This window comes from Nocardia suismassiliense, assembly GCF_900269665.1.
Taxonomy (GTDB): domain Bacteria; phylum Actinomycetota; class Actinomycetes; order Mycobacteriales; family Mycobacteriaceae; genus Nocardia; species Nocardia suismassiliense.
The window spans coordinates 6,007,771-6,033,204 of record NZ_LT985361.1 but is presented as its reverse complement, the minus strand read 5'-3'; the positions used below and the strand labels follow the sequence as shown (position 1 = coordinate 6,033,204).

24 protein-coding genes and 1 pseudogene are annotated in these 25,434 nt (G+C 66.0%); 17 read left to right on the top strand and 8 right to left on the bottom strand.

The features are described 5' to 3' along the window. Window positions 1–53 precede the first annotated feature (53 nt). The 17 genes from DBO33_RS26660 to DBO33_RS26580 all read left to right on the top strand — a co-directional run bounded on the left by DBO33_RS26660 (window position 54) and on the right by DBO33_RS26580 (window position 19,672). On the top strand, window positions 54–959 hold the full coding sequence (locus DBO33_RS26660; protein ID WP_107657526.1) for a hypothetical protein: 906 nt from the start codon (window positions 54–56) through the stop codon (window positions 957–959). Next, a complete protein-coding gene (locus tag DBO33_RS26655) occupies window positions 956–2,911 on the top strand; it encodes an acyl-CoA dehydrogenase family protein (RefSeq protein ID WP_107657525.1) in 1,956 nt (651 codons plus the stop codon). Before DBO33_RS26660 ends, DBO33_RS26655 begins: the two co-directional genes overlap by 4 nt. A gap of 137 nt (window positions 2,912–3,048) precedes the next feature. After that, the gene (locus DBO33_RS26650; RefSeq protein ID WP_159080553.1) at window positions 3,049–3,951 is read left to right on the top strand and encodes a hypothetical protein; all 903 of its coding nucleotides are present in this window, start codon (window positions 3,049–3,051) and stop codon (window positions 3,949–3,951) included. 95 nt (window positions 3,952–4,046) lie between these two features. Further along, window positions 4,047–4,715: a hypothetical protein gene (locus tag DBO33_RS26645; RefSeq protein ID WP_107657523.1), complete on the top strand. Its 669-nt coding sequence runs from the start codon at window positions 4,047–4,049 to the stop codon at window positions 4,713–4,715. Next, window positions 4,712–5,254 carry a hypothetical protein gene (locus DBO33_RS26640; RefSeq protein ID WP_107657522.1) on the top strand — a complete coding sequence of 181 codons (543 nt, stop codon included), beginning with the start codon at window positions 4,712–4,714 and terminating at the stop codon, window positions 5,252–5,254. The genes DBO33_RS26645 and DBO33_RS26640 overlap by 4 nt, the downstream gene beginning before the upstream one ends. Beyond that, window positions 5,251–6,300, top strand: coding sequence for a hypothetical protein (locus DBO33_RS26635; RefSeq protein WP_159080552.1), 1,050 nt, complete (start codon window positions 5,251–5,253; stop codon window positions 6,298–6,300). Before DBO33_RS26640 ends, DBO33_RS26635 begins: the two co-directional genes overlap by 4 nt. 48 nt (window positions 6,301–6,348) lie before the next feature. Continuing rightward, window positions 6,349–7,230 carry a hypothetical protein gene (locus tag DBO33_RS26630; RefSeq protein WP_107657520.1) on the top strand — a complete coding sequence of 294 codons (882 nt, stop codon included), beginning with the start codon at window positions 6,349–6,351 and terminating at the stop codon, window positions 7,228–7,230. A gap of 59 nt (window positions 7,231–7,289) precedes the next feature. After that, window positions 7,290–8,207, top strand: coding sequence for a hypothetical protein (locus tag DBO33_RS26625; RefSeq protein WP_159080551.1), 918 nt, complete (start codon window positions 7,290–7,292; stop codon window positions 8,205–8,207). A 12-nt stretch (window positions 8,208–8,219) separates the two neighbouring features. After that, entirely contained in the window at window positions 8,220–9,176 is a 957-nt protein-coding gene (locus tag DBO33_RS26620) for a hypothetical protein (RefSeq protein WP_159080550.1), read from the top strand. Between the two features lie 278 nt (window positions 9,177–9,454). Further along, window positions 9,455–10,678: a hypothetical protein gene (locus DBO33_RS26615; RefSeq protein WP_107657517.1), complete on the top strand. Its 1,224-nt coding sequence runs from the start codon at window positions 9,455–9,457 to the stop codon at window positions 10,676–10,678. Between the two features lie 47 nt (window positions 10,679–10,725). Beyond that, window positions 10,726–12,600: a type IV secretory system conjugative DNA transfer family protein gene (locus DBO33_RS26610; protein WP_159080549.1), complete on the top strand. Its 1,875-nt coding sequence runs from the start codon at window positions 10,726–10,728 to the stop codon at window positions 12,598–12,600. After that, window positions 12,597–13,478: a DUF4913 domain-containing protein gene (locus DBO33_RS26605; RefSeq protein ID WP_107657515.1), complete on the top strand. Its 882-nt coding sequence runs from the start codon at window positions 12,597–12,599 to the stop codon at window positions 13,476–13,478. The genes DBO33_RS26610 and DBO33_RS26605 overlap by 4 nt, the downstream gene beginning before the upstream one ends. Continuing rightward, window positions 13,475–14,392 (top strand): hypothetical protein, encoded by a 918-nt coding sequence (locus tag DBO33_RS26600; protein WP_107657514.1) that lies wholly within the window; start codon window positions 13,475–13,477, stop codon window positions 14,390–14,392. The genes DBO33_RS26605 and DBO33_RS26600 overlap by 4 nt, the downstream gene beginning before the upstream one ends. Beyond that, on the top strand, window positions 14,389–15,351 hold the full coding sequence (locus DBO33_RS26595; RefSeq protein WP_107657513.1) for a hypothetical protein: 963 nt from the start codon (window positions 14,389–14,391) through the stop codon (window positions 15,349–15,351). The genes DBO33_RS26600 and DBO33_RS26595 overlap by 4 nt, the downstream gene beginning before the upstream one ends. 77 nt (window positions 15,352–15,428) lie before the next feature. Beyond that, the gene (locus tag DBO33_RS26590; protein ID WP_107657512.1) at window positions 15,429–16,613 is read left to right on the top strand and encodes a hypothetical protein; all 1,185 of its coding nucleotides are present in this window, start codon (window positions 15,429–15,431) and stop codon (window positions 16,611–16,613) included. 133 nt (window positions 16,614–16,746) lie between these two features. After that, a complete protein-coding gene (locus tag DBO33_RS26585; RefSeq protein WP_107657511.1) occupies window positions 16,747–17,616 on the top strand; it encodes an MBL fold metallo-hydrolase in 870 nt (289 codons plus the stop codon). Window positions 17,617–18,082: 466 nt separating this feature from the next. Beyond that, complete coding sequence (locus tag DBO33_RS26580; RefSeq protein WP_234391052.1) at window positions 18,083–19,672, top strand: flavin-containing monooxygenase; 1,590 nt, start codon at window positions 18,083–18,085, stop codon at window positions 19,670–19,672. A gap of 31 nt (window positions 19,673–19,703) precedes the next feature. Here DBO33_RS26580 and DBO33_RS26575 read toward each other — a convergent pair whose 3' ends face one another. The 8 genes and pseudogenes from DBO33_RS26575 to DBO33_RS26540 form a co-directional block, all read right to left on the bottom strand. Further along, on the bottom strand, window positions 19,704–20,171 hold the full coding sequence (locus tag DBO33_RS26575) for a GNAT family N-acetyltransferase (RefSeq protein WP_107657510.1): 468 nt from the start codon (window positions 20,169–20,171) through the stop codon (window positions 19,704–19,706). Window positions 20,172–20,626: 455 nt separating this feature from the next. After that, on the bottom strand, window positions 20,627–20,935 hold the full coding sequence (locus DBO33_RS26570; protein ID WP_159080547.1) for a hypothetical protein: 309 nt from the start codon (window positions 20,933–20,935) through the stop codon (window positions 20,627–20,629). 319 nt (window positions 20,936–21,254) lie between these two features. Further along, window positions 21,255–21,581: a hypothetical protein gene (locus DBO33_RS44135; RefSeq protein ID WP_234391051.1), complete on the bottom strand. Its 327-nt coding sequence runs from the start codon at window positions 21,579–21,581 to the stop codon at window positions 21,255–21,257. Window positions 21,582–21,662: 81 nt separating this feature from the next. Further along, window positions 21,663–21,860 (bottom strand): annotated as a pseudogene (locus DBO33_RS44795) (TetR/AcrR family transcriptional regulator); the annotation flags it as partial. Further along, window positions 21,857–22,054: a cold-shock protein gene (locus tag DBO33_RS26555; RefSeq protein ID WP_107657506.1), complete on the bottom strand. Its 198-nt coding sequence runs from the start codon at window positions 22,052–22,054 to the stop codon at window positions 21,857–21,859. The gene DBO33_RS26555 and the pseudogene DBO33_RS44795, both read right to left, overlap by 4 nt. Window positions 22,055–22,395: 341 nt before the next feature. Continuing rightward, complete coding sequence (locus DBO33_RS26550; protein WP_159080545.1) at window positions 22,396–23,322, bottom strand: nucleoside hydrolase; 927 nt, start codon at window positions 23,320–23,322, stop codon at window positions 22,396–22,398. A gap of 200 nt (window positions 23,323–23,522) precedes the next feature. Next, window positions 23,523–24,317 carry an SAM-dependent methyltransferase gene (locus DBO33_RS26545; protein WP_107657504.1) on the bottom strand — a complete coding sequence of 265 codons (795 nt, stop codon included), beginning with the start codon at window positions 24,315–24,317 and terminating at the stop codon, window positions 23,523–23,525. Next, complete coding sequence (locus DBO33_RS26540; RefSeq protein ID WP_107657503.1) at window positions 24,314–24,868, bottom strand: hypothetical protein; 555 nt, start codon at window positions 24,866–24,868, stop codon at window positions 24,314–24,316. Before DBO33_RS26540 ends, DBO33_RS26545 begins: the two co-directional genes overlap by 4 nt. Window positions 24,869–25,434: the final 566 nt, after the last annotated feature.

Here is a 25,434-nt window from a genome sequence, read left to right as displayed (position 1 = left end):
GGCGTCAGCATCATCGGGGCGCGCCAGCGATTGGGCCGAGGCAGGTGGTCTCGATGACCGATCCGGACACCCTGACGATCGCAGAGCTACCGCTGTGGCAGCGCAAGATCCTCGAGCAAACTCACGCGCTGGCCGCCGAACGGGCACGTCTGTCCGGGGATAAGCCGGTCTTTCTGCCCGAACGGTCGCAGTGGCAAGAGCAGCTGAAGAGCTACGACCGCTTCCGCCGCGAGCACAGGGCACGCGCGCGTGCCCTCTGCGTGCCCGAACGGTGGCTCGATGCGGTGAACCAGCAGGCGAGCTCGGGTCTGGTCTGGTCGGAAACGCAACCGCTGCCGACGATCAACACCGCACGCACGCTGCTGCTCGACGGACTCCGCCGCCAAGTAGAACGCCTCGACACCATGAGCGTCGTCGCCGCCGAACACCAGCACCGCCACAGCGTCGCGGCAGCCACGACCAGCAGCGACGGGGTGGCCGACCTCGACGACGAAGTGCGGCAGTTCCACTCGAACCTCGGCCAGCGATGGCTGCTGGCAACCGGTTACGCCGATGTCATCGGCGCGAGCGGTGCAGAGCGGCAACAGATCTGGGATGAAGTCACCGCCAGCAGGCCACGCCGGGCTGGGCTGGCCCGCTCGGCGGATGAGTCCGTGGTCGAGGAGGTCTGGCGCGGGTTCTGTTTCCCGGATGCCTACGACGAAGCCCGCACCCTCTATGAACTGCTCGTTCCCGCCCCCGAGGTCGATCCCGGTGCCGCGACCCCCGCGGCGTTCCCCTCCCCGCATGCACTGCTGGCCCAAGCCCTCACACAACGACGGCTGCACCACCCCCTCCCCAGCCCCTCGACCGACGCCGTCACCGCCGCTGTCGGCGACCACGTCGAAATCGACTGGAACGACGACGATCCCGGCCACACCCCGCCGGCTACGGAACCGACACCAGGGCTCGAACCATGAGCAGCCGCCAGATCAACCAGACCCACACACCGCATCCGAAGGACATCGACATGTCATTCCTGACTCGCGCCTCCCACCACGACACCGGCGCACTGCGATCACCCCAGAGAAGACCCCATTTGTCGGTCGACCCCGGTAGGGGACTGTCGCAGGCGCTCTTCGGCGACGGCGAGCACTACCTGCGCCACCTCCAAATCCGCGACGTCCTCGCCGAACTCGGCGATCTGCCCGGCACCGGTCAGACCCAGACCACCGAAGCCCGCGCCAGCTACACCCTGCTCGAACGCGCCATCGACGCACTCGGCGGCTCGGCACGAGCGATCGCCGCTGACGACCTCGCGTCCTACGCACTGTTCGACTGGTCCGCCGCGCTCGCACCGCGGCTGCTCGCACTGCTGTCGGGACATCTCAAACTCAGCATCGCCGCGATCGAAAACCTCGGCGACGGATCAGCATTCCAACAGGACTGCCTGCGCGATCTGGACACCGGACGTGCGACCGGAGTCACCCTGATCACCGAGCTCGGGCACGGCACCGACGCGATCCACCTGGAAACCACCGCGACCTGGCAGCCCGAACAGCGCTGCGTGCGACTCGACAGCCCGACCCCCGCTTCGGTGAAGTTCATGCCCAACCTCGCCGCCGAGGTCCCCCGGTGCGTCGTCGTGCTCGCCCGCCTGATCGTCGATGGCACCGATGAGGGGGTGTGGCCGTTTCTGATGCGGCTGCGCACCGCCGACGGCCTGGCCGCTGGTGTGGATATCAAGGCGTTGCCCGACAACGGATTCGGGCTGTGGATGGACAACGCCATGACCAGATTCCACGGCGCGCTACTGCCCGAATCGGCACTGTTGGGCGGGGAGGTCGCCGGATTCGACGCCACGGGCCGGTTCCACTGCGAGCTGACGACACAGCAACGCTTCGCCCGCACGGTGAGCCCGCTGTCGGCGGCACGGTTGGGCGTGGCCGGTGCGGCGGTGTCGGCGGCCCGCGCCGGGCTGGGATTGGCTATCGGCTACGGCCACCACCGCCGCGTCGGCCCCGATAGTGCGTCGATGATCTCCCACGACCACGTGGCCGGGCAGTTCGCGCATGCGATGTCGGATGTGTGGGCGATGACGTGTCTGGTCAACGCCGTACGCGCACACTGCGCCCGCGATGACATCGACAGCCGCGAGGTCGCGTTGTGGGCGATGCTCACCAAACCCGTCGCCTCCTACACCGCGTGGACAGTGACCACGATGTGTCGGCATCGCTGCGCAGCCCAGGGGATCCTGCGGGCGAACTACCTCACCGACTACGTCACGGCGTGCGAAGGGATCTTGACCGCCGAGGGCGAAACTTGGGCCACGCTCGGCGCCGCCGGACGCGCCGTGCGCCGAGCCGGGATCCCTCGCCTCATCGACGCCGGTGAACAACCGCGCGCGTGGTGGTACCGACTGCTGGCCGAACGCGAACGCGCCCTGGCACAAGCCCCGAACTCGACCCGGCACCCCGACCGGGCGGCCATAGACCTCGCCACCGCCGTCACCACCCGCACCGCAGTAGACGCGCTGTGGACAGCGGCCGCGGATGCCAGTAGCCCTGCCGTACAACGCATTCTGTACGACCTTGCAGCGCTCTACGGACTACGGCACGTCAGGGAGCACGCCGACTGGTACGACGCGCACGGATTGCTCGGCCGGGACCGAGCCACCCGGCTCAACCGCGACCTGTGGTCTCGTACCGCGGCCGTGGAGTACCGCCTGCCGATCCTGGCCCGCTCGTTCGCCCTGCCCGAGAACCTTCCAGCACCGATTGCCGGGGACACGACCGCGCGATGGATCGAATTCGCCGGGTGGCACAACACTTTCAGCTCTGCCGACACGAGGACGGAGAACGCGACAACTACCGGGGACGTGCCGGTTCGACCGGATTCGCTACCACCGAGAACCGAGGCAAGCCATGAGTGATCGTTGCGGTGGCCGGCTGGCTGACATCGACCGCACTGGTAGTCGCAACTACGCCCTCGCCAGCTCTTGCCGGCGTCAGCGACGGGAAGCGGGAGCCGTGAATTCTTCTCGCCGTCCGCGGGTTCAGGGATGACGACATGGCCAGGACTGGACCCAGCCGAGGCGGGAGCGCGGTGCCCACCGTGGTCCAGCAACGACTACTCAAGCAACTGCAGAACGTGACTGCCGACCTCGATAATGTGACCGGCTCGGCCGCAGACCGGCAGATGATGCGTGACTTGGTCACCACCGCGCGGCTGCTGCAAGACCAGGCGCGCGAGATCGGCATCCCCCCACGGTGGATCGCTTTCGTCCGAACCCAAGGCAACGCCGGCCTGCGCTGGAGCGACGGCCAACAGCTGCCCGCGTCCACCGCAGAGACACGCGAACAGCAACTGGCGCGGCTGCACATTCATGTGGACCAGCTCTATGAGATGGCCGCGCTACGCCGGATCTACCGGGAGCGAGGCAATCCGATCACGCCGTTGGCCGCCGAACGGTTCTCTGAGCATCAAAGGTTGCAGTGGCTGCGGGTCACGATGGTCTCCCGAGCACTCAATGTCACCCGCGGCGAGGTCGGCACGAGATGGTCCGGCGACCCCCAGCGGTGGACAGCGCTGCTGGAGGCGGCTCGAGCGCTGACACCGTCAGAGCTGTTCACACGGTGGAAGTCCTACACCACGGCCACTGCGGTAGCCCACGCGCGTTTGCGTGAAGCCACGCTACGGGCGGCTGGACTGGACCCCCTCCGCGCCGTCGCTCCACCTCGCCCACACGAGCTCCATCTGGCCGCCGAAACCGCGTGGCGCGGTACGAGAGCCTCCGACAGCGCGCAGGGCGCTGAGATACCCGCGACCGCCGCTGGTGATCCCGGTGTTCAGATCGCTGCCGCTGTCGAGGCCGCGACGCCGGAACAGAACTTCGCTGACGAACCCGACGCAGACAGCGCGACGGCGCCGGTACCAGAGATCGCTCAGCCACAGCGGGAGGTCGAACTATGAGCCTGCTGCATCAACAGCTTTGGCTACCAGAACGTTTCGCCACTGAATGTCGGCTGACTCGTCACCCACTCCACTTCGACACGAGGAGGTCGAGGATGAAATCCCATCGGTCCGTGGCCGTCGGTGCCACGGTGACTCCAGAAATGGTTGTGCGTATTCGCGCCCGCGAACTACGCACCTACACCCGTACCAGCCAGTTCGATCGTGTCGCCGCCCAGCACCAATTCAGTGACAGCGCGAGTTTCGACCGCTTCGTGATTGCCTTGCTGAATCTGGGAATCGACTACGACGGGCTATGTCAGGCCGAGGCCGCGCAGGCGGTCGAGCTGGCAGGAGGCAAGCTCGCGGTGCTGGCGGCCAAAGGACCGCGACTGAGGTTGTTCTCCGCAGCGACCATGGTCAGCTTCACCATCTGCCGCAGTGACGGTCGCCTGGTTTGGCACGACGTGTTCAAGAACCCGGCGGCAATCGGCACCGGCGCCATCGCCGCCGAAGCCGCAGCGCGCCAGGCGATCTGGCTCGCCGCGCTGGCGCGTGAGCAGGCAGGAGAGCCTGCGGCGACGTTGCGGCTGGTCATGGCTCAGAGCTACGAGATCACCACCCGCAGGCTGCGGCACGCAGCACGGACCGCCGGGTTGGTGCTGGAGCTGACAACCAGTGGTAGACGCAATCCCGCCGCCGAACAGCGTGCCCGCCGCGACGCCGTCTACTGGTCTGCCGCCGACTTGCGCAGCCTGTTCGACACCGACGAGGAGTCGGCATGAACAAGCCGATCACCACCCTCGCGGCGAGCATCGCGGTTATCGCGGTGCTCAGCGGATGCGGCACACAGACTCCCGCCCAACCACCGCGCCCCGTATCGCAGTGCGGCACAGCCGGTATCGAGCCCGCCACCGGCGAGACCGATGTGTGCTCGGCTGAATCGGTGCTGCTCACGGCTGTACGCACGATCTTCGGCTACCGGCCCAGCGAACAACCCGATCAGCGCGCCGCGTTCCGCACGGCCCGGGATCTGATCGACCCGGAGTTCGCTCAACAGGGGGAACCTTCGGCGCTGGTGTGGGCCCCGGTCGGCTCCGACCAGTGGCAGCAATGGCGCCGCGACGGCATCGAGATCACCACGCTGGTGCGCCTCACCCGAGACGACCACCCACCCGACACCCCCACCGCCGCCGCCCGGGTCCTGTCGGTGCAGATACGTCCCGCCGACCAACCGTCGATCGGGTTCGCCGTCTACGCCCGCGCCCACCGAACCACCACAACAGCAGCATGGCTGCTCGCCGCGTTGGAGGTGATCGCATGAGCGGGGAGCCAGGTGAGGACCTCGGCAAAGCGGTCCAACAGAACGTTTGGCAATCGTTCCAGACCGCGACGATGGTGGCGGGGTTATTTCAGCGTCGCGCCGGGGACGCTCGGTCGAGAACCGAATTCCTCCAGCGGATGCGCATCGCCGCGAACAAAGAGGAACGCTCAGCCGTCGAACACTGGTTGCGGGTGGAGGAAAAACTCGCGACCGTGCCGCAGCAGATCGAGCTCAACACCGCCAAGATCGAAGAAGTCAAACAGCGCACGACCAACGCCACCGAACTGCACAAAGAGGAACTGCGCCGGACGAAACGCCAGATCGATCGCTCCGATAAGGATCTGGAACGCCGCGACAAAGCAGGCGAGCTGGACAGCACGCACAAACAGGCCATCCACGACAAGCAGGTCGCGGCGTACGACAACCGCGAGACCCGCGCAAGAGAGCTGCACAAGCTCGACAAAGACTACAAAGCCCTGCTCATCGAGATCCGCCGCCGCGCAGCAGGATTGAGCGACACCCTCACCGACCACGGCGGAAAGAACAGCGCGGCGGGAGCGTCGACTGCCGCGCACGCCGCAGCGCAGGCCAGCGAGGGACTCTCCGAGGAGCACGCCGAAGCCGCGCGCGCCTACGGCCGTCGCTTCACCGAGGACACCGGCGTCGAACCCCACGACTTCATCGACGGCACAGTCGTGGCTGACACCAAGGTCCCGGTCGACGACGCCATCGATGCCGAAGTCGTCGAAAACTTCGACCCGGCCACCCCAGCGGCCCAGGGGAGTACGGCATCGAGAGTGTTCATCGCCGACACCGCCGGGCTGGCCGAAGCACTGACGGTGCTCACCCACCTCGAGCACGAATTCGCCGGAGCCAGTGAAGATTCCGACTCGCCTGCTGCCGACGGGACTGGGTACGACGCCGCCGTCGCCGACACACAACCGCCCTATGAGAGGGCCGCGGTGGATCCGGATGCGGGACTGGACTTCGGTTTCGACCCGCCACTGGCCTTGCCCGCCGCACCGGATCCGGAGCTCGGGCCATGAACCAAGCACCCACCCCAGCGGGGTCGAATGACGGCGGGAGCCGGTGACATGCAGACCCCGACCCGCCTACAAACATTGCTGCTCAAAGGAATTCAGAACCTGGCCCACGACACCTGGATTAAGACGAGCCATTCCGTGGCCGCCGGCCACGCCACCCCACCACCAGAGGTGGTCGAGCACATCGCGATGAACCACCGCAGCCTTACCGAGCTCGAGGACTTGGCCTCGCTGGTGGGCTGCCCACATTCCTGGCTGAACTACGCCCGCAAGGCCGGAGAACGCGGCGAACCCTGGAGCCCCGAGCGGCCGTTCCAAAGCCCGGACAAAGCTCCCCGTCTGGCGTTGATCGCGGCACTGGGCGAGAAAATACACAGCTTGCAGGACACCGCAGGTGTTCTCGCCGCCCACACCCTGCGCCAGCACACCCTCGATAGCGACGAGCAGGCCAATTTCGGGGCCGTGATGGGCGTGCGGTGGCAGCGCCTGGGCGCGGTGGCGCACGAGCTGGGGCTGACTGATCGAGAACGAGACCAGGTGTGGTCGCGACACGGCAGCCGTCACTGGGCCAACGTCGTGGCCCAGGAGTGCAGCCGCCACAGCGACGAGGAACTGAGCAACCGGTTCAATGCCGTCGCGCACGCCAACTTCTCGATGGAAGCGACACCGTTGATGGTGATGCTCCAGTCCGGTACAAGCCTGGAGCACATCACCACGCAGATGCCGCATTCGGCGGAAAAGATGGTCGAACTGGTCGACGTCGCACTCGACGCCATACCCCGCGAACCCGAGGCCGCCCGCCTCAACGAAGCCGTCGCCGCCGCCACACCGAGCGAGCACGCCGCCACCGAGCCTCCACACAACGAATCCGCCTGGGGCGGAACAGAACCCGAGGTGATCGCGCGGGTGGCTGACTACGGAACCGATCCATGAACCGTGGACGGTTCCCGCACACCCTCGTTTCACCATATTTCCCGATCGGAGCATGACCGATGAATCGACCGATACCAGAGGTGGAGAACCTGCCCAGCTGGAAGCTGCGGCTGCTCGAGACGATCCAGAACACCGCCGCCGACCACGCCAAAGCCGCGAGACACGGCTTCCCCGACCATGAACCGCACGACGGCGGCGGGGACATCAAGGTGCAGACCTGGCGCACGCATCTGCTGGTGCTGCGAGCCGACCTGCACGAGATCGAACTGCGCGCTCGTGGCGTGGGGGTGCCGAGCGCCGCGATCGAGGCGGCCCGCGAGGCCGGGGAATGGGGCCAGCGGTGGGGCGACAGCGTGCACTCACCACCAGTGATGCGCCACGGCGAAGAACCGGTTCGCGCGCACATGGTCAGCGGCATCGCCGCCGATGTGTGGCAGCTCGAGCACATGGCCATGATCCGGGTCGCGCACGAGACCCGCTGCCACGACCGCCGATTCCCGCACGACCCGCGCGCCGTAGAGCAGTTCGACCGCAACATGGCGGCACTGTGGCAACGGGCCGCCGCCGTCGCCCAGGTCATCGAGTTGACTGGCACCGAAGCCCGAGAGCTCTGGGGACGCGACCGGCACGGCTGGCAGCAGCTGGGCGAGGTGACGGTGGGCTCATACAGCGACACCGAACTGTATGAGCGCTGGCGCACCCATACCTGGCGTGGTCTTGAACACAACGCCCGCCGCGGCACCGACAACCTGGGCGTGCCCGCGGGCACCGACCTGGCCGGGCCCCGACCACCGTCACCGCCAATTCTGATCGAGCACGCCACCGAGGCCCTGTCGATGCAATCGGCAGGTCGCAGGGCCGACAGCCAGGTCGAAGCCGCACTGGCGAATACACCGGAGCCGACCTGGACCGAGGAACCCGGCCCTGATCCCAACCCGACGCGCGAGGCCGGTCACGGCGTCGACCGCGACCTGTGAGCGGCCACGATCATGACCACACCATCGCAACCCCCACCCTCGGAACGGGTAATGGACTGGCGCGACCAGCTGCTGCGCCCGATTCAGAGACTGGCCGCCGAGGAAACCCGCGTCCGCAAAGCCGGATACGAGACCGGCGAAGACCCGAGCCAGGATCACGAACGCCAGGCCGCCTTCGTCGCGAAACTCGAGGAGCTGCAACGCCAACGTGAACAGTTCGAGCACGAGGCGTTGAGCGCCGGCATCCCCGCGCAAGTGATCGACGATGTGCGCGAGTACGGCCACGACGGCACCCGGCCCGGACCACCACGCACCACATCGGCACGAGATCCAGCCGGTGAGAAGACCATTGAGGCGCTGTGTCAGGACATGCTCGCCGTCGAGATGTGGGATCTCGAACGCATGGTCAGCCTGGAAGCGCTGCGACGTGCCCGTATCGAAACCGGTCACTGGCCTTTCGGGAACAACCCCCTGGCGGTACGGCAATTCGCCGAGAACACCCACCGGCAATATCAGCGAGTCAACGCCCTAGCCGCGGCAGTGGGGATCACCGCGCACGACGCGGCCACGCTGTGGGGCGCGACGGCCGAGAGTTTGCGCAGATTGCATGCGGTCACCCTCGAACGCCTCGACGAGCTGAGCGTGGTCGCCGAATGGAGTCGATACGCCATGGCAAGCCCCAAACCCGCACGCCCGCCCTACGTTTCCGCAGATCTCGACGTCGACAAGGTGCTGGCCGACGCCGGCGTCACACCACCGACCCCACAACAAATGCTCGACGTCGCCAAGGCCGCGCTGCGCGCGGAATTCATCGACGCCACCCCAGACCACGACCTCGGACCCAGTACGGCTGTGACACGCGCAGTCGAGTCCGCCCTGCCCGAGAGTGCGTCGAGCTGGGGCGGCGAATACGACGACGGCCAGCACATCCCCGAAAGTTCCCACCCGGACGTGGGTCTGGATACCTGAGTCCCTCGAAGAACGGAGCCACTAGGACCCTGACCGAATAACCTGCCTCGCCTGCTTTTCGTCGGCGGCTGGTCACGGGGTAGTGACCACCACGCCGAACCCGATTGCCGGGGACATCTGAACACCGCTGCCACCTCGCGTTGACGACGCGTGGCACGCACCCTCCGCAGGAGGTCGACGATGTCCACCACCACCCTTTCCATCCCTTCCGCGTTCGTCGGATCACCGCAGTTGGCTGACCATGCCATCAGCGATGCCACCCACATGGGGCCAGTGTCATGAGCTGGCTCGAGCGGCGCACCGGTCCCAATACTCCTGAGCACTACCCCGACGCCGCCGACGCTGATGAAGCACGACTGCGGGCTGATGCGGCGCACTGGTACTACCTGCGCGAGATCGCAAAATCTGCCGACACTCCCGAGCAGAGTGCTGCATGGGTCCGTGAGGCGGGCGCGCTGGCCGTCACCTGGAGCCGTCACGAGTCCGTGAGCCGTCGCATCCAGTGGCAGCGGCTGCGCGATGCGTTCACCAAATGGACCAATTCTCCCGACCAAGCGGCCCGGGAGATGCGGGACCTTGAGCGTGCCGTCGCTGCGGGTATGGAAGGCGTCGACGAGATCGGGTTGCGCAACCTGCGTCAAGCTGGTGCACAGACCGGCCGTTGGGAACCGGGCATCACCGGCTCCGAGCACTACAACTCCCATTTGGAGCCGGTTACCCGAACACCGAGCGCGGCCGCCGACGCGAGTGCAGACCGTGGCGCGGGCACTGCCCCCGCCTCCATCGTTGATTCGACCCCACCGTGGCCCAGGTTGCTCGCCCGCGCGTTGGGAGTCCCGCAGCATCTGCAGAACCTCGACGAGGCCGGCGCGATTATCGCCGAAACCGAGCAGGCGACCGGGGCCACTCAAGTATTCGACATCTCCACGGTCGACGATCGTGCCGCGGTGGCGGATCAGAGCCGATCGCCGAAGGTCACCACGGAACCTTCGGGCACGCCACAGCAGCAACTGCAGGCGTTGCAGACGCTGCAGGACTTGTATGCCGAGCACACGCGCACCGTCGGGAGCTTCAACGACCTCACCGCGGACACCGTCACAAGCAACCTCGCCAAAGTCGCGGAGCTGGAACAGATTATGACGGCCGCCCGGAACGCCCGCGTGGTCGCAGCCCAGGCGGGCGCCTCGACCGAGGTGATCAGAAGTGTCTCGCTGGCCGGGCAGAGCGGCACCTACTGGCGTGAGGGCCCGGGTGACCCGCGCCTGAACTCCACTGCCGACGTCGGCCCCCACGTCGACCCCGCGTCAGGCCACCACAACGACACCGCCTCACCCGATCCACCCGCGCAAGTCACAAACGCCACGCCGGGCGGAGTCGCGATCGACCAAGCCATCGAAGACGCGTCGGCCGAGGCCGAGCCCACCGACTGGCACGGCCCCGTACGGCCCGAGGTGAACCGGTCCACCCCACCACAGGATGCCGCCCGTGACCCGGACTTCTGAAAACCACTGCTCATGAAGATCTTTCGACGACACGGAGGGAATTGATCATGATCGCGACTAGGGAAACCCGGCGCCGAACTAAACGCGGGGTCGGGGAGGAAACCGCGCTGCTGCTGGTGTTCGTGGCATTGGTGCTCATCGCGCTGGGGGTGTGGGCGGCCTGGTGGGTGGGCAGCTGGTGGGCCGGGCTGCCGGTGGGCGGGCATCCGGTCGCCGTACTGGCCTCCCTTGCCTTCGGTGAGCGCCCGTGGCCGTGGCAGGCCACGGTAACCGCGGCGGTGTTCGCCGCCGCCGGTGTCGGTGCAATGTTCGCGTGCTGGCGGATGCTGCACGCCGGCAGCGAGATCGACGCGGCGGCGCGCACGATGCAGCGCCCCGGTGAGATCCGGTTGGCGCGGGCGCGTGACAACGCGATCGCCAACCAGCGCCTGTTGCGTGATGCCGCGCCAGAGGTCCAGGCCATGGCGGGGCCGCCGCTGGGCAAGACGGTGATCGGGGGAGTGCAGCTCTACGTTCCGGCCGAGATGTGCGTGACGATCACCGCCGGAGCGCGCACCGGCAAAACCATGGCGTGGGCGGTGGCAGCGGTGCTGGCGGCATGGGGACCGTGTATCGCGACCTCGATCCGGCCAGATCTGTACCGCCACACCGTCTATGGGCGCGAACAACGCGGCCGGGTCTGGCTGTGCGACCAGCAGGGTGTGACCGGCGCACCGGTGTGCGGGTTCTGGGTCGACCTGCTCGAACAGGTCGACACCCTACCCGCCGCGCGGAAGCTGGCCAGCTTCTTCGTCTCCGGATCGACCGCCTCGGCGACCCAAGCGGCGAATGCGAAGGTGGACAGCTACTTCGACGGCGGCGCGCAGGAACTGCTGGCGTTGTACGCCTATGCCGCGGCGTGTGCGGGAGGCGATCTGCTGCATGTGGCCGAGTGGCTCGGCCGTGACCAGGACCTGACCCCGGCGCTGATCCTGCGCCACTACGGACACCACCGCCAAGCCGAGCGCATCGTCGAATGCCAAGCCCTCTACGCCCGCCAGCGCGACGGCCTCTATGACATGGCCCGCAGGTTTTTGAACGTGCTCTCCGACGAGGGCTACGCGCAGCTGATCACCCCGCCGCGCCGCCAGCAGCTCCGCGTGCGCGAGACCACGGCCGGTAAGAGCGGCCGCGAGAAGATCGTGATCGACCGGACCGAACAAGACCAGACCCATGATCTGCCGCAGTTCCGGCCGCGTGATTTCGTCAGCTCGAACGACACCTTGTACGCGCTGTCGATGGCGGGCGCCGATAGCGCGACCCCGCTGACCGCGGCCCTGGTCGGGCAGATCCTCGAGGCCGCCCTCGCCGCGGCCCGCATGCGCCCGGACGGGCGCCTCGCGGTGCCGCTGCTCGGGGTCTTGGACGAGGCAGCCAACTGCGCGCGCATCTCGGAATTGCCCTACTACTACACCTACGCCGGTGGTAGCGGGATCGTGCTCATGACCATCCTGCAGGTGTTGGAGCAAGGCGAAGATCTGTGGGGTCCCAGCGGCCTTAAAACGATGCGCGCGCAGTCGATCGAGGTCTACGGCGGTGGCATCGCCGCGGTCGACTACCTCGAGCACTGGGCGGCGATGACCGGCCCGCACGATGTCGCCGATCGCTCCCGCAGCCACGGAGCGGGCGGGGTCAACCGTAGCCTGAACTGGCGACCCGAGCCCATTCTGGACGTCTCGCTGCTGGCCGCGCTGCCCAAAGACCGTGCCATGGTGCGACTTCCAGGCTACGGGCCGGTCGTGGTCCGCAAGATCTGGTGGCAGCAAACCGAATACGCGCCCCTGATCCACGCCTCACTCGCACGCTTCGAAAAAGCCGCCACCGCCCCGGCCGCACTTCCCGCGCCACCACCAGAGTCCGATGACCAGGGACCGCGGTCATGAGCGCCCCCTCCGTCTCTGCTGCGGGTGCCCAACCTGCACCGTTGGCGCCCCGCTACCGCCATTTCACCGATTTCGCCGAGCACTGGCTACTGCCGTATGTCAACGTGCGCCTGGCCGAGGCGAACCGGGAGAACACTTACACCTGGTGCCCGCAATGGTGGGCACACCGGGCGGTCGCGGTACGAATCGCGCACCTGCACAGCGCCTTCGAAGGCCAACGCCGTTCCCGCGCCGGCACCGCCTTGAGCACGTTCCTGCTGGCGGTCGACGGGCACCTGCGCACGATTCTGGATGCCGCCAACGGCCCGCTGCACCGCTGCACCCGCCAGACCCATGTGAGCACCCCGTCGCTGCCGTTCGATCCAGTACCCCCGGGCTGGTTCGGCCGCCCCAAAGCACCGAAACCGACACCAGCCGGGGAAAAGAAGGCTCCGCCACCGGTGTTCGCGCACTACTCGGAGTTCGTGACGGACTGGCTGCTGCCGGTGACCTCGATACGGATCGCGGCCAACAACCGCGAAGGCCAGTACAGCTGGTGCCGACAGTGGTGGCGACACCACAGCGTCGTCGTGCGCTTCGCGGCAATCCACCTGGCTTTCGAGGCCGGTGCCCGCGCCGATGACCCCGCCGCGATGAGCACGTTGTTCCTGCGCCACATCGACGTCCACCTGCGCGAGGTCCTCGACGCGGCCAAAGGCCCGCTGCACCGCTGCACCCCCGACCAGCACGTCGAATGTCCTGGCCTGCCCAGTGCCCCGATCCCCACCGCCTGGTTCGGCCCGCCGGGAGCGAGCACACCGACCGAGCTCAAGCGCCTGGGCTTCGGGCCGGACTTCCGCACCCTCGCCGAGACCATCACAGGAAGGGACTCCTCATGAGAATCCCGACACCGCCGCAACGCCAGGTGCTCACCGCGCTGCACGACCACTGCGCGCACCTGGCTGCTTTGCTGACCGAAGCGGCCCGTCACCGCGCCGGCACCGGTGAACGCCCGCCGCAGAGCTGGTATCGCGACTACCAAGAGCACGCGATCCTGCGCGAAGCGCTCGAGCAGGTCGCTGCCGCCGGTGGGGTCCCGCGAGCGTGGATCTCCCACGTCCACGAGCACGGATCCACCGGCACGCCATGGCCCCCCGACATCCCCCTGCGACCTCCCGATCCTGTCGACTGGGACCGGGTCCTGGGCCCACTGTGCACAGACGTTGCCCGCCTGCAGGAATGGACCGCCCTGGACCTGGCCCGCCGCGCGGACAGTCCCGATCGCGGCTTCGGCGCGGCGGCGTTCGACCACAACCTGGCGGTCCTGCGCGCCCGCACCACCGGTATCGCCAACCTGCTCGGACTCGACACCGACCTCGGCGAACAACTCTGGGGCGATGTCCAAGACTGGGCCCACACCGGCGTCGCGGTGCTCGATGGACTGTCCGCCGAGCAGGTCATCGACCGCTGGAACATCGCGGCCTGCACCGATACCGGCACCTACACCCTGCACGCGAGCGCTCTACGAGCAGCAGAAATCGCCCTCGACGCAACCCCGGCTCTACCCGCCCACGAACACCTCGTCGCCGCACTGACTCACGCACTGCCCTCACTACACGCACGGGATGAAACGCCATCACCCGGCGTAGCGATCGCATCAGCCCTCACAGCGGCGGACGGTAGCGAAACAAGTTCGGAAACAGCACTGTTCAGCTGCGCGACGGAGGTCGATCCCTGGGGGCCCGACGGTGATCCGGACCGGGACATCCCCATTCCGATCTTCGCTTCGCATGCCGAGGGGCTCGAGCGGTGAGTACACCACCGGCGACCGGCAAGCGAGTTGGTGAGCTGCCTGCCGAGCACGCGGGGATGCTTCGCCGGATTCACGCACTGGCACAGCGTGGGGCGCAGTTGCATGCCGCCGCACGAGACGGCGCGGCCGATACCGACACGGCGACAGCAACACTCGAACAGTTGCGCATGGTGGACCGCGATCGTGCGATGACCGAAATCCGTGCCCGCGCCACCGGTCTGCCCGCGGGCTGGATCGATCACGCACGCCGACTCGGCCGCACCGGCCAGCCCTTCACCGACGACCTCCGGCTGCCAGCACCCGCACGGCAGCCCGAGAGACCCACGGCCACCCGGGTCCTGGGAGACACCCGTCAAATGACCGAAATGGCCGCGGTCTTCGTCACCCGCGAACACCTCCTCGCCCGTGCGGGCACGACAGAACCCGATCCTGTTGCCGCAGAACAGTTCCGCAGAAACTTCGACGCACTGTGGACGCGCGCCGTCCGCACCGCCGACGCGACCGAGATGTCGCGGCGGGTTCGCGCCCGAACCTTCAGAATCGACGCGGACCTGAGCGAGCGTGTCACCGAGCTCTGGCACTACAGCCGCGCCGACCTCGACGCGCTCTTCTACCACCACGCCACACCGTCGATCGCGTCGAGCGTGCGGCGCTCGCTGCGGAGCCTGCACCGAGCCAACCCCGACCCCAAGACCACAAGCACCAACTCAGAGCGTGCCCAACCACCCGAACCGGCGGCATTGATCGAGCACGCCCGCGAGGCCCTGCACGTCGTACTGGCCCGCCACTACATGCACATCATCCTGTCCGAGGAACCCGACACCGGCCGCGCCATCGACACCGCACTCGGCGACGCGATCGGCGGCACAGTCGACCTCGGGGACACCACCCCAGAGGCCGATCCAGGCCAGCCCGCAGTCACTGCCGTTCCCGAGCACGAGCTCGGGCCCGATCCCTGACCACCGCGCGCAACGATCCCACGCCCTCGGCCATGAACCCGCTCTTCTCACCTCACGACCCTTCACGAAAGGAAGCAATGACCATGAAACGAAAGGTGCATTTCGTCGGCAGCCTGCCCGGACCGCTCATGAGCAGCCCGCGCGCCGCGATGGAGTGGATCCTCGACCACCGCGGCGGACAACCACTGACCGCGCTGCCGTGCGACATCGATCCCAACTGGATCATCGACTACCTGCGCGACCTCCATACCCGCACCGACGTCTTCGACTTCGACCACACCCCAGACGATTACGCCGACTACAACCACATGCCGACTGGCCGAATCCGCTCAGGGGTCACCCTCGCACCCCACCATCTCACGATGCGCCGCGTCGGCACCATCGACCACATCGTGACCCACTACACCGCACTGCGCCGCGATCGCCCAGAACTCGCCAACGTCAAACTCCAACTCAGCCAACCCAACTCACTGGATATGAGCCTGTTCGCCCTCGCTGGCTCGGCCACCGGCGACGGGCTACCGATCGGTCAAGCCCTGAGTCATCTCGGCGCACTCACCACGGCTTTGCGCCATGTACCGGTGTTCACCCAGGCCATCTTCCAGGAAATAACCACCCTCACCAGAAGATACGGCTCGCTCATCACCTGGCAGGTCGAGTCCCCGGTCGCGCTGCTATCGCTGGTCAAAGCCACCGAGCTGCACGCCGCTCTCATGCTCGCGGCGATGGTCGCCCGCCAGCTCGCCGGAGTGTTCACCGGCCTGCATCGTCTCGGCGCAGCATCGAGCCTGCACCTGTGCTACGGCGACTACCGCCACACCGCCTTACTGCAACCACGCAGCCTCGGCCCCGCCGTCGCGCTGCTCAACCCGCTGGCGCGCCAGCTGCGCCGCAACGGTATCCCGCTACCGACCGTGCACATCCCCTGCGCTCACGGCGGCGAACCCGCATCCCTGGATCCCCGCTTCTACACCCCGCTACGACGCCTGGATCCGGGATGGACTCTGATCGCCGGGGTTGTCTCACCGGCCAGCGTCGTCGACTCCATGATCAGTCTGCGCCTGTTCGAACGAGCCGCCAACCGGCCCGCGCACGCCGTAGCCACCGCCTGTGGCCTGGGTCGATGCACCCTCGCTGGCGCCGAACAAGCCGCCGGAGCGACCGCAGCGACCGCCGCCTTCTCCGATCACTGGCTACCGGCCCCCGCCCGCGATAACCACGAGCGCTCCGACACCGGTCCGGCGACAGCGAACCGAGCGTGATCCGCGCCCAGCGTTATCGGCAGCCATGACCGGTCCACCACACCGGCGAGATCCCTGCCGGCCGAACCCACACCGGCCCCGCACACGTTCGCCACGACCACGCAGCCTCCGCATCATCGAGAACAGGACTCCCATGACTCTCAGCCTTGACCGATTCACCCGTCCAGCAACCGTTTACAGCCACCAGCTCGGCACGCACCGAATCACCTACCTACCCGACGGTGTCGCGCTGCTCGAACCCCGCGCCTGGCTACCGGGTGCCGATGAACAGACCTGGCGCGACCACACCCACCTGCTCAACCCCGACGGATACCTCGTCGCCAGCGTCGGTGCCCTCATGATCGAAACCGACGACCACGCCATGCTCATCGACGCCGGCGTCGGCCCCCTGGCCCTGCCCACCCCCTTCGGCCTCCTGCGCGGCGGACAGCTACTGGAAAGCCTTGCTGCAGTGGGCAAATCAGCGTCCGACATTGACCTGATCGCGCTGACGCATCTGCACCTCGACCACATCGGATGGCTGTGGCAAAGCGCACCCGGAAGGATCACGAGCCCCTTCGCCCACGCCGAAGTACTCGTCGGCGCGATCGAATGGTCCCACCCCGAACTCGCCGCCACCGACGGCGTCGCCCCCGAAATGCTGGGGGTGTTCGCATCCCAAGTCCGCACCGTCGATGACGGCGAGACCATCGGCCCCGGCGTCGAAGCCATCGCCACCCCTGGCCATACACCCGGACACATGGCCTACAGCATCGCCTCGGGCGGGCGTCGGTTGCTCGCCTTCGGCGATGCCCTGACCAGCCCCATCCAGATCCACCACCCGCACCTGAGCGCGGCAGCCGACGACGATCCGACTCGATCGGTCACCACCGCCCGCCGCCTCATCGAAGAACTCAGTCACGGCGACACGACAGGTTTCGGAGTCCACTTCGCCGACGTCCAAATCGGCCGCGTCACCCAGACCAGCCAGAGCCGCCAATGGATCACCGAGCAGCCCAGGTGAACCACCATGCGCGACGAAACATCGGCTACCGCACAAGCACTGGTGGTCGCGGGGTCCGGTACTCCGGTTCCCAACGGCCAGCGCCGGTCGGAACCTTGCTTCGCGACCGGGCATATCCCGCGCACGCGCAGAGCAATCAGTGTTATCACCGCACTCACCGCGCCGGTGATGCTGGTCGTGGCACCCGGCATCGCGTACGCCGATCCACCAGATCCCGCCGCATGCACCGCCACCGCCTTCGACGTCCCCGGCGGCCGCCGGGCACCGGACAAGCGCCCCAACACCGGCGACTATCACCGCGCCGTGCACGAGTGGCTTACCACCGCGACCGCCCAGTCCGGCGACCTAAGCCGTTCGTGGGCCGGGACTGGCCCCCGCTGGCGGCACGTATCGCCCAGACGACGGATCGGGCCCTTGCCGTCATCGACCGCGCGACCACACCTCAACACATGGAATCGAGATCGGAATGCTCACACAACCCAGACAAAACCACCGGCACCTGACCAGCGGTATCCCGCGCTTCAAGGTGGTCATCGTCGGAGCAGGCTTCGGCGGAATCGGCATGGCCGTGGGGCTCAAAAACGCTGGTGTCGAGGACTTCACGATCCTCGAGGGCGGCGACCAGGTCGGCGGTGTCTGGCGCGACAACACCTACCCCGACTGCAACTGCGACGTCCCCGCACACCTCTACTCGTTCTCCTTCGCCCCCTACCGCGATCGGAGAATCCGATACCCGGGGCAACGCGAAATCCTGGCCTACCTCCACAGCGTGGTCGACGAACACGACCTGGAACCACACCTGCGACTCAACACTGCCCTGAGCGACGCCACCTACCTCGACACCGAAGGCCGGTGGTGGCTGACAACCACCACCGGCCACACCATCGTCGCCGAGGTCGTGATCGTCGCCGTCGGGCAACTGCATCGGCCTCACATCCCCGACATCCCCGGTCGAGACAAGTTCACCGGGCCTTGGTTCCACTCGGCTCGATGGGACCACACTCAAGACCTGCACGGTCGCGACATCGCGGTGATCGGCACCGGATCCAGCGCAGCCCAATTGCTGCCTTACCTCGCGGCCACCGCCCAGACCGTGCGCGTCTTTCAACGCACCCCACACTGGGTCCTACCCAAACCCTCCCCACAGTTCGGGCCACTCGCCAGGACAGCTCTGCACCTGCCGTACGCCCACCACCTCTACCGGCAAGCGCTCGCGACCGGCGCCGACCTCATGCTCGAGCCGATCATGCGGCGCGGATGGTCGGCCCGGCCCGCGGAATGGGCCGCCCGCCGATACCTCCGCCACAAAATCGCCGACCCGGAATTACGCGCCAAACTCACCCCCGACTATCCCCTCGGCGGCAAACGCATCATCATCGACAGCCACTACTACCAAGCCCTGACCCGCCCCAACGTAGAACTGATCACCACCCCGATCACCACAATCACCACCAACGGCATCCAGACCAGCGACAACCAACACCACCACGCCGATGTCATCGTCTACGCCACAGGGTTTCGCGCCACCGAATTCCTCGCACCCATGACAGTGCGCGGCCGCCGAGGTCGCCTCTTGAATGAAGACTGGCGTTCCGGCGCCACAGCACATCTGGGCATCGCTATCCCGGACTACCCGAATCTGTTCATGATCGCCGGCCCGAACACCTTCACCCCCGCAGGATCGAACCCGCAGATGAAAGAACGCCAAGCCCACTTCATCGTGCGGTGCCTGCGCTGGCGTGAACGCATCGGTGCGCGTGCGATAGCCGTCGACCCCACCGCGATGCAGGAACACCAAGCACGCATCGACCAGTCCATCGCGAAAACTGTCTGGCCGTCCACGACAAGCTGGTATCGACACGTCAACGGCCGGATAACCAACCCGTGGCCGGGCACAGTCCGCGCCTACGGCCGCGCCCTGAGCGATTCGCCCGCCAAATGGTTCCGGCCAATCCCGACCGGGAGCAACGCCGTCAGACGTAGCTTCGCACCACGCCGTACTGCTGCTCACGCGCACCCAAACCGAACAGGAACCTCATCGATCAGCCCTTCGTAAGGGCGCATGATTGCGGATAGCGTACGAACCATCACCGCATCGGGCGTTGCGCATGTGGCGTATCAGTGAGCGGCCGGGTGAAATGGAGGGCGCTGCCAGGTTGCGCGGTGAAGCCGTTGCTTTCGAAGAAGTGTCGCCGTACCCAACGGTGGCTCGGTTCGCTGTCGAGTGAAACCGTGAGCTCGCTGGCTCCCGCGCTGCGGGCATGCTCGGCAAACGCCCAAACCAGCCGAGAGCCGGTCCCGCTCCCAGGGCGGACAGTGCCGACGATGGAGATATGCCCGATCGCGGGCAGGCCGCCGAGGAAACCCACCGCCTGGCCTTGCCTGGTCGCGAGGAGTCTGAGCGAGCCGTCACCAGCCTGGCAGGGGTGTAGCCACGTGGGGCTGGCAAAGGAACTGTCGCGCAATAGGTGTAGCCGGTCCAGCTGCTCAAGTAACGCTCGATATGCGGGCAGTGCCGCGTCGGCTGCCCGCACGATGGTGATGTCTTCGCGCACTGATCGAGACTGGCACATTCGCGTGTAGTAGCGGTTCGCTCACCCCCGGACCGCAGTTACAACCTAACGGGTCCACGGTCGCAGTTGTCGAACGGTCACGAGCAGCGTCCGCCAGTAGAGCCACACCCGGAAGGACCAGTCAAGCTGGGTCACATCGGGTACCGCATGACCAACCTCGATCAGTCGTTTGAATGCCGCGCGTTTGCGTGGGCAGGTTCGGAGGTCACATCGACAGTGATGCTGCATCACCCGGTGCGCCTGAGCGATAGTGAAGGGCCGTGCAGGTGCGGTGTGAGTCGGTCCGCGAGGCGCAGTACCCGGCTGTCCGCGATCTTCGAACGCTGAGAGGCGTTCCCGTCGGGCAGTACGGACATGAGATGACTGCAGCAGCGCGCGGACAACTCCCACGACACCGCCGAAAGCCAGCGCGCTGGTCACCACCTGAAGGAGGTGGTTCATCGGCTGCTCGCCGTCGGCGAGGCGGCGATCCGGTCTGCGGGTGCGTACCGCATGTTGCCGGAAGTGTCCGAAGCTTCGGTGATGCGCGCGCCAGGCTGTGCAGCGCTACTGGAAGATTCGTTGGTCGATGCGGCGAAGCGCAAGGCCGTCGCGGCGAGCAATTGCAGACAACCCGCACCATGGCCTGCGTGAACGAGGGCCAGGAAGTCGGCTTGCGCTCCGGTGAGCTCAGGTGGTGGGCTGGCGCAGTCGAGTAGGAGCAACAGGTCTCGTTGATCAGTGGGTAGGTGTTGGCGAATTGTCACATCAGTTCCCTCCATCAACGGCGTCGAGCTCGGTCCACGCAGGGACACCGGACGCCCACGTGGGAAGGCACACGGAGGGGTGAAAGCGACTGTGCTCGTGTGCAGTTTGCGGTCTATTCAGCATGTGCTTGTGGATCATCTGGGGCGGTTGCGTGTGACTGCTGGGCGAGAAGTTGCAGCAGCCCGGCGAGCACCTCGAGCAGCAGGGCGCGATCGACGGGCTCCGATTTCTGGTCGGTGTAGTGCGCATGGGCAAGTGACGCGGTGGGTTCGCAGTCGCTGACGGTCGTAGGCTCGAAACGATCTGGGGCGCTACCCATTACGTGAGCGCGAATCGCACGACATACGTGATGTGTTGTTCTATCGCGGCACGCGAGACCTCGCGGTTGTGCGCGTTGCGACAGACGAACCCGACGATCGTCGACCACACCATCGCCGCGCGGACCTCGGTGAGGGTGTCCGTGGTCATTTCGCTGCGCACTGTGTCGAGCAGTGCGGCGATCGCGTTGCAAAGCTGGGCCGAACGCTGGGCTGAACGTTTGCCGGATCGGTGGTCGGGATCGCTGCGGGCGGCGAGTTCGAGTTCGAGCCGAACCCAACCCGGTCGGGCCAGTGCGACCTCTGTCCAGGTGACCAACTTGCTCACGAGTTCCTCGCTGTCGCGGGGACGAAAGCGAAGAACCCGCGCGGTGGCCTGAGCACACAGCAGATCGGCGACTTCATCGCATATCGCACGCTTAGATTTGAAATGCGTGAAGAACGAGCCCGATATGTCGGCACGGTCGGTGATCTGCTTGACCGATGTGGCAGCGACTCCTCGGGAGAGGAACAGCACGGTCGCTGCCCGGATCAGCTGTCGCCGCGGGTGCTCCGGATCCTCAGACGCGCAGTGCTGCCTAGACCCTGTGTACTGCGAGCCGGTCATTGGACCCGCACGTGCCGTGCGATGGGGCCTTTGGCGTTGTTGCCGGCAACGAAGCTGACTCGCTGCCCCGCCTCCAGCATGCGATACCCGTCGGCGACTATGTCACTGTGGTGGACGTAAATGTCTCCGCCACTGTCTTTTACGATCCGACCCCAGCCTTGCTTGTGGAAATTCTTGACTGTGCCGTATTCCATCGGGTCTCCTTCGGTCTTGAGTGATCAGTTGTGGTCGGTGGTTACCGGTGCGGGATCGAAGTCGCCGCCATAGCTGACGAGCGCGCCGTGGACGGCAGCGACGGTGCTGCGAAGATGGCTGGGTCGGAGCACTGCACAGAACAGCGCTGCTCCTGATAGATGCGTCAAGATGGTTGTGGCACAACGGAATATCGACATACAAACCTGGCTTTTAGTCACGTGATGAATCCGATCGTGTTGGCATGCTGATGATTGGAAGCTGTGGCGTCCTTCTTCGGACATGCCGTCCTAGACCCACCCCTGGGATAGCTCGGTCGCGAGATCGAGGGTTAGCGATGAGATCAGCGTTCGATGGGGGTCAGGGGCAGGATGGTTGAGAGCCAGGTCAGGAAGCCGGTGTAGTCGACGTGGGTGGAGACCTGGATCGGGTGCCCGTGGGGGTCGCGATACATCCGAGCGTCGGCTTCGATGCGCACTTTTTCGGTCCTGAATTTCACGAGTAGGTCATCGTCATCGATGGCGGCGGCGAAGGTGAGCGGGTCGTTCAGCCAGCTGCTCGGCACGGCGTCGGGAGCGCGGCGGGCTCGGTGGTCGAACCAGCGCGAAGCGTTCTCGGTGATCAGCGCGTAATCGGCCGGTGCCTCGGGCATGGTCAACCACGAGTAGAGGTTGGAGGTGGGGGTGATGGCGAGTTCGTCGACGTTGCAGTGGGTGCTCAATACCAGCCGCGGTTGGTGTGCGGCGGCCATGACGAGCCTGAACGCGGCCGGGTCGAGTCGGGGGTTGTGTGAGGCGAGGTCGGGGCGGCGGTAGTGGTCGAGCCAGCCGCCCATCATCGTCAGTTTGATTCGTTTGGCGAGCTCGGGCCGGGCGCTGAGGACGTCGGCGAGATTGGACGTCGGCCCGATACCGACCCAAATGATTGGGTGCGTCGACTTCTCACACAGTGCGCTGACATAGTCGACAACATCGGTGCGTACCGGCTGGGCCGCCCGTGGCAGCGGGTCCATGAGAAACCGGGTGTCGGCACCGGGCAGTCGGCGCCCGGCAATGACGGGTACCTCGGGGCGAGCGAAGCTGTCGAGGATGGCACCCGCCAGCTGCGCTCGTTGATCATGCTCGGTTTCGTCGGTGGTGATGACGACGAGATTGGCGATCCTGAGTACCGCGGCAATCCAGAAGGTGAGAGCGTCGTCGAGGTCGTAACCGACGTCGGTGTCCAGCACGACGGTGGGGGCATCCGGTGAGCGGTACGGGGAGGTGATCACAGAACCCATCCCTTCTGGCGATCTGGTCGAGTTGGTCGGAAGATGTAGCGCGGCAACTGGTGTCGCGTCTCGGAATGCTCGGTGGGCAGCGTGCACGCGAGCGGGTAGAGATGTGTCCGATGCGCGCCTACGCGGCAAGGCTGAAGCGACGCATGCGGTAGATACCGAGCTCGCCAGGAACATTGTCATGTTCCATACCGTCATTTCCCCTTTCGCCCTATGCCAGCGAGCATGACCATTCGAGTGCTCGGCAAGTCGGGGCGCAACCATTCCTGTACTGGCACTACTCCGGGTTCGAACAACTCGAAGCCCGCGAACAGTGCCTCCGTTTGGGCTGCGGTCCGAAACTCGACTTGGGCGGATGTGCCTTTGGTAGCGGTGAGCACCTGGAGTATCTCGGGGTAGGAATCGAGGGAGCCGTGGGTGAGCGCGAGGTAACTGCCTGACGCCATCTCATCGCGGAAGGCTGCGATAATCCCGGCGGGGTCCTCGAACTCCATTACGTAATGCATAACCCCGATGAGGCTGACGGCTACCGGCTCGTTGAAGTCGATCAAGGTACGATGCTTCAGCTCATCGAGAATTTTATGGGGATGACGAATGTCGCCCAGCAGTGCTGTGACACCGTCCGCCTTGGCCGCCAGCAGCGCATCACAATGGGTGTGCACCACCGGGTCGTAGTCGACATACACCACCCGCGACGATGGATCGATCTCCTGAGCCACCTCATGCACATTCGGCGAGTTCGGAATACCCGAGCCCAGGTCGATAAATTGCCGGATACCTGCATCTGCGGCCAGCTGGACCGCCTTGAGCATAAAGCTCCGGCAGAACCAAGCCAACGTCTTGAGTTCGGGTGCGTGAGAGAGCAATTTATCGCCCATGTCCCGGTCGATCTCGCGGTTATCCTTTCCGCTCAACAGATAGTCATAAATTCGGGCAGAGTTCAGGTGACCATGCTCGAACGGTTGCGGCGTTCGGTTGTCGTCCGTCATCGCGGGGCGCTCTCGCGGGCGTTGGTCAGTTCGGCAAGTATCGACATACCCGCGATAGTGGGACTGAGGGAAATAGTGGTGTGGGTGTCAAGGTGATACAACGTCATGCCGGGCGCTGGAAATGTTTTCGCGTACCAAGCCGTAATGAAAGCGGCCGTAGTGTCGGTGGCGGGGTCGATATACGCTTGCAGTCCGTTGTCGGTTAGCGAGATTCCGACGGTGGGCAGCGGTGGGGCAGTGATCAGCGCTTGCCATGGCATTACGTCGGGGACATCGAAGCTCACTTCGGCGAGGGCGTAGGGGAAACGCTGGCGGACGGTGTGGCGAAACTTCTGCGTCCGGAGTCTTGTGGTCTTGATGCTCTCGCGGGGTTCGTCCGGCGCGGAGATCACGTACTCGGGGACGTGTCCGCGAGCGCGCGCCATTTTCACCGGGTTGAACTTGCGCAGTGCAGCCGCGCGCGCCTCGTGCACTATCGGGGCATGCTGTTGTGCACGAGTGCGTCTGATAGCGGCCGAGTCCACCAGGCCGAGCCGCGCCAGCTCGGCCATAGACGCTTTGCGATATCTGCAGCATTCCGGGTGTGTTTCGTGACGGCGGAACACACGCCAAACGTCTTGCTTAGTCTGCATATCGTTAGCAAGCGGCGAGTAATGGCACTGGCCCATCGGACAGGCCCCTTTGCAATCATCGTCGTCTTCCGAACCCACAGCGGAGACCTTTCTGGAAATGTTGCAACGTGCAGGGTTAGGCTGATGGCGAGACTTAGCCTCTGTCCGAAACAGCTATTCGTCTAATCCCTGCGTGGTGTAAACGGATTGGAATGGCTGATGCGAGGACTATTCGTTCGGCCGATTCGCTTCAGCGAGGACTTCCCGTTACCGGTACGACGTTCGTTGCGCACAGGCCGCTAGGTTCCTCAGCGATTTCGAATTGCACTCTGGTGTGTAAGGCGACCCGGTCGCGAAGCAGAACGTCGGCTTTACCGCCGTCCGGCGCGATAAATCCCCATCCAAGCTCATTGGCGTATCTGACAGTCCCGGTATCAGTAACGCTCATCGCGCATCATCCTCACGCCCACAACGCAACTGAACATGGCTGCGGCGGCTATAGTGGG

Coding starts and splice junctions, on each gene's coding strand:
- DBO33_RS26660 (WP_107657526.1), top strand. CDS start 54: ATGACCGATCCGGACACCCTGACGATCGCAGAGCTACCGCTGTGGCAG.
- DBO33_RS26655 (WP_107657525.1), top strand. CDS start 956: ATGAGCAGCCGCCAGATCAACCAGACCCACACACCGCATCCGAAGGAC.
- DBO33_RS26650 (WP_159080553.1), top strand. CDS start 3,049: ATGGCCAGGACTGGACCCAGCCGAGGCGGGAGCGCGGTGCCCACCGTG.
- DBO33_RS26645 (WP_107657523.1), top strand. CDS start 4,047: ATGAAATCCCATCGGTCCGTGGCCGTCGGTGCCACGGTGACTCCAGAA.
- DBO33_RS26640 (WP_107657522.1), top strand. CDS start 4,712: ATGAACAAGCCGATCACCACCCTCGCGGCGAGCATCGCGGTTATCGCG.
- DBO33_RS26635 (WP_159080552.1), top strand. CDS start 5,251: ATGAGCGGGGAGCCAGGTGAGGACCTCGGCAAAGCGGTCCAACAGAAC.
- DBO33_RS26630 (WP_107657520.1), top strand. CDS start 6,349: ATGCAGACCCCGACCCGCCTACAAACATTGCTGCTCAAAGGAATTCAG.
- DBO33_RS26625 (WP_159080551.1), top strand. CDS start 7,290: ATGAATCGACCGATACCAGAGGTGGAGAACCTGCCCAGCTGGAAGCTG.
- DBO33_RS26620 (WP_159080550.1), top strand. CDS start 8,220: ATGACCACACCATCGCAACCCCCACCCTCGGAACGGGTAATGGACTGG.
- DBO33_RS26615 (WP_107657517.1), top strand. CDS start 9,455: ATGAGCTGGCTCGAGCGGCGCACCGGTCCCAATACTCCTGAGCACTAC.
- DBO33_RS26610 (WP_159080549.1), top strand. CDS start 10,726: ATGATCGCGACTAGGGAAACCCGGCGCCGAACTAAACGCGGGGTCGGG.
- DBO33_RS26605 (WP_107657515.1), top strand. CDS start 12,597: ATGAGCGCCCCCTCCGTCTCTGCTGCGGGTGCCCAACCTGCACCGTTG.
- DBO33_RS26600 (WP_107657514.1), top strand. CDS start 13,475: ATGAGAATCCCGACACCGCCGCAACGCCAGGTGCTCACCGCGCTGCAC.
- DBO33_RS26590 (WP_107657512.1), top strand. CDS start 15,429: ATGACCATGAAACGAAAGGTGCATTTCGTCGGCAGCCTGCCCGGACCG.
- DBO33_RS26585 (WP_107657511.1), top strand. CDS start 16,747: ATGACTCTCAGCCTTGACCGATTCACCCGTCCAGCAACCGTTTACAGC.
- DBO33_RS26580 (WP_234391052.1), top strand. CDS start 18,083: ATGCTCACACAACCCAGACAAAACCACCGGCACCTGACCAGCGGTATC.
- DBO33_RS26555 (WP_107657506.1), bottom strand. CDS start 22,054: ATGGAATACGGCACAGTCAAGAATTTCCACAAGCAAGGCTGGGGTCGG.
- DBO33_RS26545 (WP_107657504.1), bottom strand. CDS start 24,317: ATGACGGACGACAACCGAACGCCGCAACCGTTCGAGCATGGTCACCTG.
- DBO33_RS26540 (WP_107657503.1), bottom strand. CDS start 24,868: ATGGCCGAGCTGGCGCGGCTCGGCCTGGTGGACTCGGCCGCTATCAGA.